Annotated in this window: 13 protein-coding genes; 5 read left to right on the top strand and 8 right to left on the bottom strand. The window is 36.5% G+C overall.

Going from position 1 to position 16,227, the window contains the following annotated elements; genetic code table 11:
- Positions 1-347: 347 nt before the first annotated feature.
- From rsmA to AC4BC5_RS09655, 3 genes are read right to left on the bottom strand one after another with little or no spacing between them, the layout of a single operon-like run.
- A complete protein-coding gene (gene rsmA / locus AC4BC5_RS09665) occupies positions 348-1,235 on the bottom strand; it encodes a 16S rRNA (adenine(1518)-N(6)/adenine(1519)-N(6))-dimethyltransferase RsmA (RefSeq protein ID WP_490495190.1) in 888 nt (295 codons plus the stop codon).
- Positions 1,232-1,795 carry a ribonuclease M5 gene (gene rnmV / locus AC4BC5_RS09660; protein WP_490495189.1) on the bottom strand — a complete coding sequence of 188 codons (564 nt, stop codon included), beginning with the start codon at positions 1,793-1,795 and terminating at the stop codon, positions 1,232-1,234. Before rnmV ends, rsmA begins: the two co-directional genes overlap by 4 nt.
- On the bottom strand, positions 1,792-2,562 hold the full coding sequence (locus tag AC4BC5_RS09655) for a TatD family hydrolase (RefSeq protein ID WP_490495188.1): 771 nt from the start codon (positions 2,560-2,562) through the stop codon (positions 1,792-1,794). The genes rnmV and AC4BC5_RS09655 overlap by 4 nt, the downstream gene beginning before the upstream one ends.
- A 157-nt stretch (positions 2,563-2,719) precedes the next feature.
- Here AC4BC5_RS09655 and AC4BC5_RS09650 point away from each other — a divergent pair, with 157 nt between their 5' ends.
- Both AC4BC5_RS09650 and AC4BC5_RS09645 read left to right on the top strand, forming a co-directional pair.
- On the top strand, positions 2,720-3,358 hold the full coding sequence (locus AC4BC5_RS09650; protein ID WP_490495187.1) for a hypothetical protein: 639 nt from the start codon (positions 2,720-2,722) through the stop codon (positions 3,356-3,358).
- A 150-nt stretch (positions 3,359-3,508) separates the two neighbouring features.
- The gene (locus tag AC4BC5_RS09645; protein WP_490495186.1) at positions 3,509-4,375 is read left to right on the top strand and encodes a metallophosphoesterase; all 867 of its coding nucleotides are present in this window, start codon (positions 3,509-3,511) and stop codon (positions 4,373-4,375) included.
- 18 nt (positions 4,376-4,393) lie between these two features.
- Here AC4BC5_RS09645 and AC4BC5_RS09640 read toward each other — a convergent pair whose 3' ends face one another.
- From AC4BC5_RS09640 to AC4BC5_RS09625, 4 genes are all read right to left on the bottom strand, one after another.
- Positions 4,394-6,148, bottom strand: coding sequence for a metal ABC transporter permease subunit (locus AC4BC5_RS09640; RefSeq protein WP_490495185.1), 1,755 nt, complete (start codon positions 6,146-6,148; stop codon positions 4,394-4,396).
- Entirely contained in the window at positions 6,141-6,872 is a 732-nt protein-coding gene (locus AC4BC5_RS09635; protein WP_490495184.1) for a metal ABC transporter ATP-binding protein, read from the bottom strand. The genes AC4BC5_RS09640 and AC4BC5_RS09635 overlap by 8 nt, the downstream gene beginning before the upstream one ends.
- 151 nt (positions 6,873-7,023) lie before the next feature.
- On the bottom strand, positions 7,024-8,349 hold the full coding sequence (locus AC4BC5_RS09630; protein ID WP_490495183.1) for a DUF438 domain-containing protein: 1,326 nt from the start codon (positions 8,347-8,349) through the stop codon (positions 7,024-7,026).
- 1 nt (position 8,350) lies between these two features.
- A complete protein-coding gene (locus AC4BC5_RS09625; RefSeq protein ID WP_490495182.1) occupies positions 8,351-8,575 on the bottom strand; it encodes a DUF1858 domain-containing protein in 225 nt (74 codons plus the stop codon).
- Between the two features lie 224 nt (positions 8,576-8,799).
- Between AC4BC5_RS09625 and AC4BC5_RS09620 the strand changes: the two genes are divergently transcribed.
- The 3 genes from AC4BC5_RS09620 (at position 8,800) to AC4BC5_RS09610 (ending at position 14,785) form a co-directional block, all read left to right on the top strand.
- On the top strand, positions 8,800-10,323 hold the full coding sequence (locus AC4BC5_RS09620; RefSeq protein ID WP_490495181.1) for a flavocytochrome c: 1,524 nt from the start codon (positions 8,800-8,802) through the stop codon (positions 10,321-10,323).
- A 246-nt stretch (positions 10,324-10,569) separates the two neighbouring features.
- Positions 10,570-12,624: a methyl-accepting chemotaxis protein gene (locus AC4BC5_RS09615; RefSeq protein WP_490495180.1), complete on the top strand. Its 2,055-nt coding sequence runs from the start codon at positions 10,570-10,572 to the stop codon at positions 12,622-12,624.
- 118 nt (positions 12,625-12,742) lie between these two features.
- Positions 12,743-14,785: a methyl-accepting chemotaxis protein gene (locus AC4BC5_RS09610; RefSeq protein ID WP_490495179.1), complete on the top strand. Its 2,043-nt coding sequence runs from the start codon at positions 12,743-12,745 to the stop codon at positions 14,783-14,785.
- Positions 14,786-14,836: 51 nt separating this feature from the next.
- On the opposite strand, the gene AC4BC5_RS09605 is transcribed toward AC4BC5_RS09610, so the two are convergent.
- Positions 14,837-16,156, bottom strand: coding sequence for an APC family permease (locus AC4BC5_RS09605; protein WP_490495178.1), 1,320 nt, complete (start codon positions 16,154-16,156; stop codon positions 14,837-14,839).
- Positions 16,157-16,227 lie beyond the last annotated feature (71 nt).

Raw genomic sequence — 16,227 nt, 5'->3', positions numbered from 1 at the left:
TCTCTCACAACAGTTGACAGACTCCTTTTAATCAACTGCCCCATTCTTCGGATAGTAAAGCCAAAACCACAATAACAGGCATGTTCACCTTTATTTTTAGTAGGGTACTAAAAATATATATTCTAGCAGTCGCCACTAATCTCAAAAGTTTTTTCTCATTCGATTACCCTAATCATCATCTACTCCAGTTTTCTCATGATAATAAACTTCCTGAATTTAAAAAAACAAAAACAACAGTTGTTCTAAAGCAATCCTCAAAAGTTAGTTTTTTGGGTCTAGCTTTTGAGGATTGCTTTAGTTCGTTCCTGTCATTTTTGTTTCATTGATAGCGTTTATTTATTGCTGGTCTACAAGGATTTTTTCGCTTCCATTGCGTTGCTTAAAGCAGCAAATTCAGCTAAACTTAACGTTTCGCCTCGACGAGAAGGATCAATTCCAGCTGTTTCTAAACTATCCTGTAGCCATTTTTTGGTAGCTTCATCTTTGCCATAATTATTTTGCAGGTTGTTCCAAAGTGTTTTACGACGCAATTGAAATGCTGCTTTCGTAAGTTTGAAAAATTCTTTTTCATCTGTAACTTCAACAGCTGGTTGCGCGCGACGTGTTAATTTTAAAATTGCTGAATCCACATTAGGTTGAGGAACAAAAACTGTTTTGGGAACAATAAAGGCTAATTTGGCTTCCATATAATATTGCACAGCAATCGATAGCGAACCATAGGCTTTGGTTCCCGGTTTCGCTGAAATTCGATCCGCAACTTCTTTTTGCATCATTACTACCATTTCAGCGACTGGTAAACCTGATTCTAAAAAGTGCATCATAATGGGTGTGGTAATATAGTAAGGTAAATTAGCTACCACTTTGATTGGTAGGTCTTTAGCAAATTTCTCCTTCGTGACACGAATTAAATCCGCTGCTAACACGTCTTGATGAATTACTTGAACATTCGGATAGTCCTGCAATGTGTCTGCTAAAACAGGAATCAAACGATCATCGATTTCAAAAGCTAGCACTTGTTGCGCATTTTTAGCTAAATGTTCCGTCAAGGCACCAATGCCGGGACCGACCTCAATGACATTTGTTTGCTCGGTAATATCAGCTGTTTCAACAATCTTACGTAAAATATTGGGCTCAGTTAAAAAGTTCTGTCCAAGACTTTTCTTAAATGTAAAACCGTGTTTTGCAAGAATTTCTTTCGTTCTTGATGGAACAGCAATTTCTCTTTTTTCGTTCACAGGCTTTCCTCCACTTTTTTCATTGCTTCTACTAACTCTTCTTCCGTAATACGAAACATTGCTAAACGCTTCGCTAATTGTTTCCCGTTTGTATAGCCAATCCGTAATTCATCGCCTAATTTTTCGCGACGTTCTTTTGCTTGCGCTCCTGCGATTAATCCATAATCTAACAGCATCTGCCGCGGAATGCCTAGCTCTTGATTGGTTACCGGTGTAACAACCTTACGCAACGCTTCTAAAATCGCTGCATTACTGGCGTGCTCAACACCTAAACTTGCTCCTTTACGCTTGCCTTTGGCCTGACTGCGAGGTAAAAAAGCGTGCTTCGCATCTGGAACCACTTGCATAATGGTTTTGCGGATTTTCTCACCTGAAAAATCAGGATCTGTAAAAATAATCACACCACGGGTTTCTTGCGCATGGGCAATTTGTTCTAAAATATCCTCATTAATTGCTGAACCAATCGTTTCAATGGTATCTGCAATAACCACTTCTTGGATGCGGCGCGTATCGTCTTTGCCTTCAACGACAATGATTTCTTCAATCGCTAACTTACTCATCGCTCAATCCCAAATAGACGATGAGCATTAGTCGTAGTTTGAGTGGCTACTTCTTCAAAAGTGACTCCCCGTAATTCTGCAATTTTTTCAACAACAAAGCGCGTATATCCTGGTTCATTACGCTTGCCTCGATAAGGAACTGGTGCTAAATAAGGCGCATCTGTTTCAACTAATAGACGCTCCCACGGCACAATTTTAGCTGCTTCTTGAACGTCTAATGCTTTTTTAAATGTGACTACGCCACTAAATGAAAGGTGCATTCCTAAATCCAAAAATTTTTGAGCCCAAATTTCATCCCCACTAAAGCTATGCATAATTCCACCAATCTCACGAATGTCCGCATCTTTTAGAATACGATAGGTATCCTCAATAGCTTCCCGCATATGGATGCTGATTGGCAATCCATGCTCTTTAGCAATGGCAATTTGACGACGAAAAACATTTTCTTGTACGTCTTTTGGATCTTCCATCCAGTAATAATCTAAGCCGATTTCGCCTAATGCCACTACTTTTGGTTGGCTTAAACGTTCTAATAAGAATGCTTCGGCTTCTTTTGTATAACTACCAGCTTCAGTTGGATGCCAACCAATGATGCTGTAAATATCCTGATAGTTTTTACTTAACTGTAATGATTTCTCAATTGTTGGATAATCAAAACCAACTACTGCCATTTCAGTTACGCCTAATTCATTGGCACGAGCAATCGTTTCAGGAATATCTTCATTAAATTGCTCGGCATTTAAATGTGTATGTGAATCAAAAATCATCTTTCTTCCTCCTAATTCTCTCGTATACAATAGCACATTTTCGCTAAATTCGAAACGAGTATCTCTTAAGACCTAGGGAAATATCCGCCTAAAGATGGATACATTTGAAGCAAGGATTTCCTATAATATAGTAGAAAAAGGAAAAGGAGGGATTTTGATGGAACGTTTACGTTCGCAATATCGTTATTATTCAAGAGCCAAAGACAAAGGATTAGCTTTTCAAAAAGATTTTCCACAAGTAGCACAACACCTTCGTCAAAAACAACGAGTTTCTGATAAAAATCAAGTCAACACCTTTACTCATTGGTTATTATTGTTAGGATTTGGTTTGTTAACGATTGCTAGTTTTCCTCAACAAGTAGTCTTCCTTCTCATTTTAGTAGGTATTACTGCATTGGTTAAAGGTCCTGGAATGCTCCTTTTTGGGATGGTGTATTCTTTCTTAGTAAGTTTGTTTCCACCATTAGGTATATTTTTATCTGCCTTGTTCTTTTTACTTAGCTTATACCAATTAACTCGTAATTGGCGGTTTGGTTTAGCAGCTGCCTTCTTTTATTTATATCCCATGTTGATTGTATCCTTTCGTCAATTTGCTTATTTTGACCAGACTAGCTGGTTATTAGCTTTTGGTGCTATTGGACTGATTATCATGCATTTTTTATTCCGTAGTGTGTATGTTAGCCAACCATCAAGTAAAGCCTTAGCGTGGTCTTTAATCAGCTTACCTTATGATTGTCTACTCTTTTTACTTCCTTCAAAAAAAGGCAAAAAAACACGTTTTAGACGTAGAAAATAATTCGCTTTTTTTTGTGTCTGTCGATTCTTATAAAGTATTCGACAGACTTTTTTATGCGAAATTTTCTCTTTTGTTCGATTGCTTTTTTGTGTGTAATCCACTATTCTATATACATATGTTTCATTAAAAATGGCAAAGGAGACCCAGTATATGTACATATTTTATGGGATACTTACTTCAATAGCTCTTCTTCTTCTTTATATGGTCTTCATTGAGCCTCGCCGATTGAAGAAAACGCATTATTTTATTCGTAAAAATAAAATGCAGGTCCTAGATATTTCCAATGCTTATGATTTATATGAAGAAAATACCAATATGATCATTGCTCATATTAGTGATACTCACTTTTCACATGTATATAAACCATACCGCTTAAATAGAGTCATTCGTTCAATCATGCAGACTTCGCCGGATTTAATTATTTTTACAGGAGATTTGATTGATAACTACAAAAAATGGCAAAGTCGTGACACAAAACGTTTAATTGAAAAATTAAAAAAAATGTCTGCACCTATGGGAAAAATTGCCGTTTTAGGAAATCATGATTATTCAGGTGATGGCCAGTATTTTGTCAGTGAAGTTCTTAAAGAATCTGGTTTTACCTTACTAAAAAACGAAGAAATTTTTGGCTCCAATAAAGATATTTCAATTAATATTGCTGGCATAGACGATAGCTTAAAAGGTTCACCCAAATTTGATTTTGAATCAACCCTTGCCCAATGGCATTTGCTGTTGATTCATGAACCGGATAGTGTACAGAAAGTTGAAAATCTCCAAAACTACGACTTGATTTTAGCTGGTCATAGTCATGGCGGTCAAATTCGCCTCCCCTTTGTTCGATACAAACATCCTGGTGCCACCATTTATAAAAAAGGGCTGTACTTATTCGCCAATAAAACATTGCTATCCATTAATAATGGTTTAGGAATGAGTGTTGTACCAATGCGTTTAGGCGTTCCTCCCGAAATTATCTATTATCATCTTGCCAAAGACGAAAAGATCGCATCGAAAGATTAATTTCGATACGATCTCTTTTTATTTCGCTAAACCTTCATGAATCTTATCCAAATTCCATTTCATCATAGCATAGTAGCTATCTCCATCATTTCCTGGTTCAGCAACAGAATCCGTAAAGATTTCAGAATAAATTGAAATTCCAGCATCTTTCGAAACACTTTGCATTGGTTTAGGATTTACACTACTTTCAATGAATAATGATTGAACATTCGATTCTTTCAATTGATCCACTAACAAGCGAATTTGATCTGGCGTACCTTCTTCTTCGGTATTAATTTCCCAAATATAAGCAGACGGCACATCATAGGCTTTCGAGAAGTATTTAAAACAGCCCTCACTCGTAACGATTAATTTGCGATCATCCGGAATAGCGGCAAACTTCGCTTTTGCTTCTTCATCCAATTCATTCAGCAACGCTAAATACTTCGTAAGATTCTCTTGGTAGATACTTGCGTTTTCTGGATCTTTTTCACTAAGGTGTTTTGCAATATTTTTAGCATAAATCATGCCATTTTCTAAGTTTAACCAAGCATGCGGGTCTTCTTTTCCAGCCGCTTCGTCTTCTAAATAAAGAACTTCCACGCCATCACTTACTGCAAAATAATCTTCATTCACGGTTTTCTTTGCATTATTCATCAATTTCGTGAACCAGGCATTCCCTCCTGTTTCCAGATTCAACCCATTATAAAATAAGACATCCGCATCGGTTGACTTTTGCACATCTTCTGGCAACGGTTCATATTCATGGGGATCTTTACCAACCGGTACAATACTGTGTAAGTTGATATGATCGCCAGCAATCTGTTCTGTCATATCTTTTAAAATAGAATTGGTTACAACAACATTTAATTTTTCTTCTGTTTCTTCCGTAGCATGTAGATTTGTATATAAGGCGATACCACCACCTAACAGGGCAACTACGCCAACAGCGAAAAGCCAATTTTTCTTGCCATTTTTGGCACGTTGTTTGGGTGATAATAAAAAGCCCAAAACAAACATTGTTGCAGCTGTTAAGACAATACTTGAGCCTGCTGCAATATTAAAACTATAGCCGATAAACAAACCAATAACAGAGGAAAGCCCTCCTAAAAAGCTAGATAATAACAACATATGACTTAAACGTTTGGTAAATAGATAAGCCGTAGCTGCTGGTGTCACCAACATTGCAACAACCAAAATGGTTCCAACACTTTGCATCGCTGTAACTGAAACCAAAGTTAATAACATCATCAACAAATAATGATATGCTTCGACTTTCATACCAAATGCTTTTGCCATCATCGGATCAAACGACGTAATTAACAGTGGTCGGAAAAATAAGGCAATCAGAATTAGTACAAGTAACGTAATTCCTAAAGTAATCCATTTATCAATATCTTGAACAGCTAAGACATTCCCAAATAAAATATGGAATAAGTCTGTTGAGCTGTTAGCCACACCAATTAGAATCACACCCAGTGCTAAAAATGAACTAAAGGTAATCCCTATTGCTGTATCACTTTTGATGACACTATTTTGTGAAATATACGTAATTAGGACCGATGCAAGTAGACCAAACACGATCGCCCCCACAAAGAAATTCACGCCTAAAATATACGACAATGCCACACCGGGTAAGACTGCATGGGAAATGGCGTCTCCCATTAAGGACATCCCTCGTAAAATAATGAAACAACCTATCGCCCCAGCAACGACACCAATCGCTACCGACGTAATTAATGCATTTTGTAAAAAATGGTAATTGACTAACCCATCAATGAAATGACTAATCATTTAAACGACCTCCTCTAATAAAAATTGAATCGCCAAATGCTGCAACTAAATTATTTTCAGTAAAGACGGCTTTTGTTGGTCCGTAAGCAATTAATTCTTTATTTAAAATGACCAACTCATCAAAGTATTCTTCCACCTTACTTAAATCATGATGCACAATAAAAATCGTTTTACCTTGTGCTTTAAAATTTTGTAACAAATCCATAATAATGCTTTCACTGGTGGCATCAATACCAACAAAAGGTTCATCTAAGAAAATATATGCAGCGTCTTGTACCAATGTTCGGGCAATTAATACCCGTTGAAATTGTCCCCCTGAAAGCTCCCCAATTTGACGTTCTTTGAATTCACTCATTTTCACCAATTCCAAAGCTGCATCGACTTTTTGCCAGTCATTTTTTGTAAAACGTTGGAAAATAGCTTTTTGAGGATAAAGACCTAGTGATACACATTCACGAACAGTAATCGGAAATGTGTAATCGATGGCCGTTTTTTGTTCAACGTAAGCAATTTTTTTCTGAACGGTCTTTAATGGTTGCCCATCAATAGTGGTGGCTCCTGTATTTGAAATTAAATGTAATGCTGCTTTGATAAACGTTGACTTACCTGCGCCATTTGGCCCAATAATGCCTACGATTGCTGGTTTTTCAACTGTAAAAGATACTTGATCTACGGCTTGATGAATCCCATCATAGCTAGCAGAAATTTGTTGAAACTTCAACATGTTTCTTCCCCCTTTAAATAATTATTGCTAACCTCATCTATATTTTTAGGTTAACCTAAACTTTTATTTAAGCGAATTATATAACTAACACAATAAAAATGCAATAAAAAAAAGGAAGAAATAAGTTTTTAGTCTTATTTCTTCCTTTTAACTATTTCGTAAAACCTTCCAGCAATCGGTTTTGACCAGCTATTTTTTGTATTTCTGTAATATCTTGTGTTACTTCTAAGCAGCCTAAATATTTTCCTAATGTGTCTTTCAATGCAAAATAACGAATATAGATTTTTTTGGGACCTAAGTCAATCCAAAAATCAGCAGCTTCGCGAGTCCCCGAACGAAAGTCATCCAAAATTTGTTGGACCATGTGCATACTTTTTGGCGGATGACAATTGACTACTTCACGACCTATGACTGATTTCGTCCGAGGAAAGATTCGCTCCTTGCCTTCTGAATAGAACCGAACGCGATCATTTTCATCTACATAAGTTAGGTCAACCGGTAAAGCTTGAAATACAGCAATCAGTTGCTCAATTTGTAAAACACCTGTTGGTAAAACGACACTATCTGCTGTATTTGTTTGTTCCCATTCATAGGTTTCTTCAATAGTTGTTGACTCATTAGCTAGTCCAGCAGCAATCGCATCGGTGGTTTCTTTCGCTTGCTGGATAGCAAGTAAGCGTAAAGGCTCACGTTCAGCTTCTTTGTCGATCTCTTCTTGACTTGCTTTATATGGAAGTGGTTCGGGAATGTAGGCAAAGCCAATTTCTAAGCTATCTGCAGCAATTTTTTCCCAGTCTTTCAAGCTAAAAACATCTAAAATCATCGGAACCATAATTTCTTCTTCTTTAAAAATCATCTCCTCAATCTCATTTTTGACAGCTTCCCACCGTTCAGCTAATGGATTATAAGCAATTTTTTCATTTTTAGTATAAGCTAATAGTTCTTTAATCATCGCACGAATATCATCATCCACGCCCCACATAACTTGTGGAGGTGCAGTAATGCCATATTTTTCCATATAAGCAAAGATTAGTGTTTCTTTACGCATATAATGTTTTTCAAGCTGTAATAAATCAGTGACTGCTGCAATAAGACGCTCTTTTACATCCCAATCACCTTTTGAAATTTTCACTAATAAACTATCTATCTCGTCAGTCAACAGCGATTGCAACACTTGGTTTTCCAATTTCAAGGTATGCACTGGATGACCTGGTTGAGCATAAGCTGCACTGGAATGGTGAATATCATTAATCGACCCTTTAAAAACAGCCGCATGGATATTACATAATCTTTGAATTTCAGCAGGATTTAACCCACCTTGAATTAAGGCTTTTTCAGCAGCCGTAATTTCAGTTACATCTACTCCATCAAACTCTTCATTGAATAAACGTTTAGCTTCTTCAAAAGACCCTCCTTCATGCAATAGAGACAAAATTTCAACAATTCGTTTTTGACGTTCTTCTCGTGTTCGTTTCATGCTATGCTCCTTTAACTGTAAAACCATTGGCTTCAAATAAGCTGACAATTTCTTCTAGAGGGATTTTTTTCATTTTTGCTCCTTTAGGAATCGTCATATATCGACCGGCCGTTTGTAACATACCTGGTTTAGTAATTTCTTTAAAACCTATCTCAAACATCAGTTCCTTCACTTGCGGATAAGATGTCACTATTTCAAAAACACTTTTTGTTAAATCAATTTCCATTTGTGCTCCTCCTTACAATAAGAATGATTCTCATTTAGAAGTATTATACCTCTTTTTGATATACTTTTCACTAACTTATAGTACAAATTAACCAATAAACAAAAGGATGTTTAATAAAAAAAGAATAAAACATGAGAATTTAAACATATTTTGCACAAATTATTGCTTTTTAATTTGTGATATATTATACTATCTTTGTTAACAAATTTTAGGGGGATATTTTAATGAAAAAAATTGTAAGTAGTTTATTGATTGTTTCAGCTTTCTTACTTACTGCTTGTGGTAGTGGAAACACAAATTCTAGTAGTGCTAGTAGTGCGACAAATTCATCTACTGAAAAAACTAGTGCTTCATCCGATGCAAATTCTGGCGCATCTGAACAAGAATACACAGATCCGTCACAATTAAAAGAGAGCTATGACGTAATTATTGTGGGTGCTGGTGGTGCCGGGATGGCAGCAGCCATTCAAGCCAAAGAAGATGGAGCAAACCCAGTCATTCTTGAAAAAATGCCAATTGCCGGGGGAAATACATTAAAATCTTCAGGTGGTATGAATGCCTCTGAAACGAAATTCCAAAAAGAACAAGGGATTGAAGACAGCAACGATACTTTTTTTGAAGATACATTAAAAGGTGGTCAAGAAACAAACGATCGTGATTTACTTCGCTATTTCGTGGACCATTCCGCTGATGCTATTGACTGGTTAGACAATATGGGAATTACGTTGAATAATATTAGCTATAGTGGTGGTGCTAGTGTGAAACGAATCCATCGTCCAGCTGATGGATCAGCTGTCGGTGGCTATTTAGTTGATGGGTTAATACGTAATGTTCATGAACGTGAAATCCCCTTATTTGTAAATGCTGATGTCAAAAAAATTAATGAGACCGATGGAAAAATTTCAGGTGTAACGGTTGCTGTTAATGGCGAAGAAAAAGAAGTTAATGCCAAAGCAGTTGTCGTAACAACTGGTGGTTTTGGTTCAAATGAAGAAATGATTACTGAATACCGTCCTGACCTAAAAGGTTACGTTAGTACAACATCTGAAGGCAGCACTGGTGACGGTATTAAAATGATCGAAGCTTTAGGCGGACAAACAGTAGCTATGGACCAAATCCAAGTTCATCCAACAGTTATTCAAAAAGATGGCATGTTAATTAGTGAAACGGTTCGTGGTGAAGGAGCTATCTTGGTCAATCAACAAGGGAAACGTTTCTTTAACGAATTAGAAACACGCGATAAAGTTTCAGCTGCTGAAACGGAATTACCTGAACATTACGCTTATCTAATTTTCGATGACGCTTTAGCAAAAAGAGCCAAACAAGTAGACTTTTATAAAGAACAAGGTGTTGTTGAAGAAGGAGCAACTATTGAAGAATTAGCGAAAAAAATTGATGTTCCAGAAGAAACCCTAAAAGCAACTTTAGATACTTGGAATAAAGCTGTTGCTGATAAAAAAGACGAAGAATTTGGTCGTGAAACAGCTATGGATTACGATTTAACAGAAGGTCCTTTCTATGCCATTCAAATCGCTCCAGGAATCCATCACACAATGGGTGGTGTAAAAATCAATACAGATACACAAGTAATCAATAAAGATGATAAAGTGATCTCTGGTTTATACGCAGCTGGTGAAGTAACAGGTGGTTTACACGGAAATAACCGTATCGGTGGAAATGCCGTTGCTGATATCATTATCTTTGGTCGTCAAGCTGGAAATCAATCAGCAAGTTTCGTAAAAGAATAAATACTTAGCGTCTGCGACATACGCTGCTTTAAGAATAATGTAGCCAAACTATTTAGTGCCTGTTTTCTCTAAATAGTTTGGCTATTTTTATTTCCCTTATGCCGTAATCTAAAATAAATCCAGATATTTCAGATAAAATTTAAATTTTTTGCCATTTCACTTTAATTCATCCGATAAATAGCCGATTGAATAATTTTGTAGACAAATCATTTATCTACAAATTATTGATTGAAATGGGGAGAAAAAGTGAAAAAACAAAAAAGTATTGGCGCAATTATTTTATCCGTCTTAATTTTTCTAAGCTTATTGCCAATCATTGTTATGTCAGTCAGTTCTTTTAATATCTCGACTAATTTATTAAAAGAACGGAATCTAATCAGTCAAAAAAGTGGCACACAGGCGGTCATTTCTGAGAAAGAAAATCTGCTGGACAATGCTAAGTCACGTTTAGATGCCATTTCTGAAGAAGCAGTTTTTAAAAAGAAATTTGATTTTCCTGAGATTCGTAAAACTTTACGAACAGCTCTAGCTGGTGAAACAAATATCACAGCGATTACTTTTGCTACATTGGATGATCGTTTCACAGCAACAAATGAGTTACCTAAGGACTATAAGCCTAGCGAACGCCCTTGGTTTAAAGATGGTGTTGAAGGAAATGGTAGTCCTATTTGGTCTGTTCCCTATCAAGATTTAGTCACTGGGAATTTTGTCAATACGGTCTCTAAAATGATTCGCTCCGATCAAGGAGAATGGGGAATTATTAGTATGGACATTTCCTATGAAAGCGTTACTAAAATTTTAAATGACTTAACGATTGGCCAAACTGGGCATGTTTCGCTAATGACAAAAGACGGGGTCATTATTGCTGATGCTCAGCAAGAGCGTGTGGGGAAAGACGTGTCTGACACTGCACTTTATCAACAAATAAAACAATCCCCCACTCAAAAAGGGAATCTTACTGAAAATCTTCCGGCTAATATAGAAAACATCTTTTTTGATAAAGGTACTGAAGCAGATAGTCACAGTTGGACTTATGCAACGATTTACAAAGGTGAATATACCAAAGAAAGTCGTTCACTACTCTTTAGTTCTTCAATAATTGCGGTAATTATGTTGTTGTTAATGACTATCTTTGCCTTTTTTGCAACAAACATGATCAAAGAAATTATTCTCATCTTTGTTGAATTATTCAATCAGATAAAAGACGGGAAATATCATCAAATTGCCAAGAAGAGGAAAAAACGGGCGCCCTTCTATAAAGTTGTCGAAAATGCTCGTCATTACTTATATCCAAATGCGAACGGGAATGAAATTCATCGAATGGCAGCTAGTTACAATGATATGATTGATGGTGTAGAAAAAATCATTCATCGTACACAACAACAAAGCCAACAAATTGCCAATATGGCGGAATCGCTTTTGGAATTATCTCAACAAACAACTTCTGCAACTGGCGATGTCACTGAAACAATTACTGGTGTGGCACAAGTGACTGGAATGCAAGCACAAGAAACTGAGCATAGTGTTGCTCAAATGCAACAACTTTCGACTGTGATTCAAAAACTAACAACAAATGTTGATAGTTTAAACCAACAATCAGAAAACGCCAATCAAAGTAATCAACAAAGTATGACTGTGATGAACAAAGTTAATACAAGTTGGCAAAGTGAGCTAGCACAAACGAAAACATTAGTTGATGGAATGAGTGATATGAATCAAAATATTCAAGCGATTAATCAAATCATTCATGTCATCAATGATATTTCCTACCAAACAAACTTATTGGCTTTAAATGCCTCCATTGAAGCAGCTCGTGCAGGTGAAACGGGGAAAGGCTTTGCAGTCGTTGCTGCTGAAATTCGTCAACTAGCCGAGCAAAGCAAGGCTTCTACCAAAGAAATTGAAGGAATTATCGAAACCATTCAACACCAATCAAGCAATATGGTTGAACAAACAACACGTTCCTTAGATGGTGGGGAAAAACAAACCTATTTAATCAACGAAGCGATTACTTCTGCTCAAGAAGTCTTTGAACGGAATACTGCGATTTTTGATAGTACCCAAGAAATTGAACAATCGACTAATCAGATTGTCTCTATTCAAAATAGTGTTCTTGAAAACCTTGAAAGTATTTCAGCATCGACGGAAGAAAATGCTGCAGGCACACAGGAAGTTTCTGCGAATGCCGAAGAAGTTTTAGCAACAATGGAAGAATTTGTCAATCATGTAGCTGATTTACAAGGAATCTCAGAGAATTTGAAACAAATGGTAAGCAATTTAGAAATCATTAAAGCTGACTAATTTTATGCATCGAAACATTTTTTGTTTCGATGCATTTTTGCACTTAACTATTCCTTTAACTAACCGATTTATCTTATGTGTAACAACAAACAATTTCTATATAGAAATGAGGAGAGTTATGAAAAAGTCAAAAAGTATTGGCACGCTAATTCTAAGCGTCTTAGTGTTGCTTGCTCTAATTCCTGTATTGGCAATGTTATTTAGCTCATTTGCTCTTACTACCAATATTCTGGAAAAGCGTAATGATATCACCAAAGAAAGTGCGACTCGGGCAGTAATGACTGAAAAAGAAAATCTTGTTGCAAATGCTGAATCACGTTTTAACACTTTCGCTAAAAATGATTTTTTCAAAAAAGATTTTAATATGGCAGAAATTCGCTCTGCTATTGATTTTGCAGCCAACGGCGATCTTCAGATTAAATCTATTATTTTTGCAACACCAGATAATAAATTTGTATCCAATGTAACCCTCCCAGCAGATTTCCAAGCACCGGAAAGACCTTGGTTTAAAGAAGCTGTTGCGAGTGATGGCAAATCCAATTGGTCTACTCCTTATCAAGATGTCGTAACCAAGGAATTTGTTAATGCCGTTTCACAAGTTATTACGAATGATAAGGGTGATTGGGGCGTTCTTAGCTTAGAAATATCCTACGAAAGTGTTAATAAATTAATTCAGGATTTGCGAATTGGGCGTACTGGACAAATTTCACTTACTACGGATAAAGGAATTATTATTGCTGATTTTGATCCAAAACGTATCGGCATCGATATTTCTGACAACGAGGCTTTTCTAAAAATGAAAGAGAACAGTCAAGAAACGGACAATATTGCCTATCATGAGGGAGATATTTCGAGCATCTACTTTGATAAGGGTGCAAATCCCAAATCGAAAATTTGGGCATTTGCTTCCCTACATTCAACGGAATATGATAAGGAAAAAAATTCTTTATTGACTTCTTCAGCGATTATTGCTGCGATTCTCTTCGTCATTGTATTTTTGTTCTCTTACCTAGTACGAAATATGATTAAAAATGTCATTTTAGTCTTTGTAGAATTATTTGATGAAATAAAAAATGGTGTCTACCGGCCTATTTCTAAGAAGAAGAAAAATCGTCTCAACTTTAATATCGCAGCTAGTGCAAAAAACTACGTCTATCCTGATCCGCAAGGAAATGAAATTCACAGAATGGCTGATAGTTACAATGAAATGATTAAGAGTACTGGTCATTTGCTAACAAATACCAAAAAACAAAGTGACGTTGTTGCTACGATGGCCGATTCTTTGTTGGAATTAGCTCAACAAACCAGCTCTGCAACTAGTGAAGTGACTGAAACGATTACTGGTATTGCAGAAGTAACAGGTACGCAAGCGCAAGAAACAGAACACAGTGTCACTCAAATGCAGCAACTGTCAGATGTTGTTTACGAACTAACCAATAACGTTACAACGATGAACGAACAATCAAGTGAATCAACACAAATTAACCAACAAAGTATGGATGTGATGAGTGCCGTTAACTCAAGCTGGCAACAAGAGCTTGCCCAAATGAGTCACTTAGTAAGTAGCATGAATACCATGAATCAAAGTATTCAAGCGATTAATCAAATTATCAATGTCATCAACGATATCTCTTATCAAACAAACTTATTGGCCTTAAATGCCTCCATTGAAGCAGCTCGTGCGGGTGAATCAGGTAAAGGTTTTGCAGTGGTTGCTGCTGAGATTCGTCAATTAGCCGAACAAAGTAAAAGCTCTACAAAAGAAATCGAAACAATTATTTCAACCATTCAAAATCAATCAACAGAGATGGTTGAGCAAGCTTCACGCTCTCTAGAAGGTGGCGAAACTCAAACCCGTTTAATAGAACAAGCCATTGTCTCAGCTGAAGAGGTCTTCAATCGAAATACCTTGATGATTCAAGGCGTCCAAGAAATTGAGCAATCAACCAACCGAATCGTAACTGTGCAAAACTCAGTTTTAGAAAACTTAGAAAGCATTTCAGCATCGACGGAAGAAAATGCTGCAGGAACGCAAGAAGTTTCAGCGAATGCCGAAGAGGTTTTAGCAACGATGGAAGAATTTGTCGGACACGTCAGCGAATTACAAAGCATTTCAAAAACTTTGAAAGATATTGTAAATACCTTAAAGATTCTTAACTAAAAAATAGAGCCTGTAACATAAGTTGATTTACTTATGTTGCAGGCTCATTTTTTAATGGTATTTACGTTGCAAATAATAAAAAACTGGAATACCAATAGCAGTAATACCAATTCCGGTAATCACTAACATTGGTGTTGTAATGGTTGTCATAATCAAGATAAAACCTCCACCTAAAATTGCAACTAGAGGTGTTATTGGATACAACGGGACTTTATAAGGTCGTGGCATTTCTGGAAAACGACGACGCAATAAAAAGACGGCAACAAAAATTAGAATGCTGAAAAACCACATAACAAAGACGAGCATATCTGTTAACAAATCAAATGTACCAATACTCATCATCACGCAAGCAATGGCTAATTGGAAACATGCAGCCATATAAGGGATTGCTGTGTTTTTTGACAGTTTTTTCATTTGTTTGCTAAATAAAAACTCATCTTTTAGCGCTAGTGCATACGGCACGCGAATTCCGGTCATTGTATAACCATTCAATGCGCCATACACTGAAATTAAAATTCCTATTGTGACAATTTTCCCACCTATATTACCAAAAAATACAGTTGCCACTTCCGAAGAAGAATTTAAATTACCAGCAATTTGTTCGATTGGTAAGGTCTTTAAAAATACTAAGTTAATTAACCAATAAATCAATGTAACAAAACTTAAGCCAAAAATGATGGCTTTTGGTAAGTCTCTTTCTGGTCGTTTCATTTCACCTGCTACTGTTCCTACGTTTAGCCAACCATCGTAAGCAAACAAGGTTGCTAATAAAGCTGCGCTAAAGCCAGCAGCCCACGATTTATCGGTACTACCAATTGAAATATCAACAATTGAAACAGCAACCTTTCCAGGCATCAATAAACCAGCAATAATAATTACTGCAATAGGAATCAATTTGACCAGCAATGTCACCGACTGCACATTAGCAGCGATTTTCGTTCCCAATAAGTTAATTCCTGTGACACTACAAGCTGTTATAATGGATAATGGCAATAAAAACTGAGCTTCTAAATGGAATAAATTCAAACATTGGGTCGCAAAAATAATACTTAATGCCGCAATATTTGCTGGAAAATAAATAATGCTTTGAGCCCAACCTAATAAAAATGCTGGCAATTTTCCGTAGGCAACTTCGATGTATTTAATTGGCCCTCCGGTTTCAGGAATCGCTGTTGCTAATTCTGCTACAGTTAAACCGCCACAAATGGTTAAAAATCCTGCTAATAGCCAAGCAAATAAGGTTAAGCCGGCTGATTGTGTTTGCGAGACGACAGCAGCAGCTTTAAAAAAAACACCTGCGCCGATGACTGTTCCCATAACAGTTGATAAGGCACCAATTAGCGAGATTTCTTTTTTTAATTGTTTTGTCAAACAATCCCTCCTCTTTCTATTGTTACGATAGACCGATTATACTGATATTTTCATGAAATTACCATCTAAAA

The sequence above is a fragment of the Enterococcus sp. AMC2644 genome (assembly GCF_058216475.1).
Note: the sequence above shows the minus strand (reverse complement) of the source record. Positions and strands in the feature narration are given on the sequence as shown.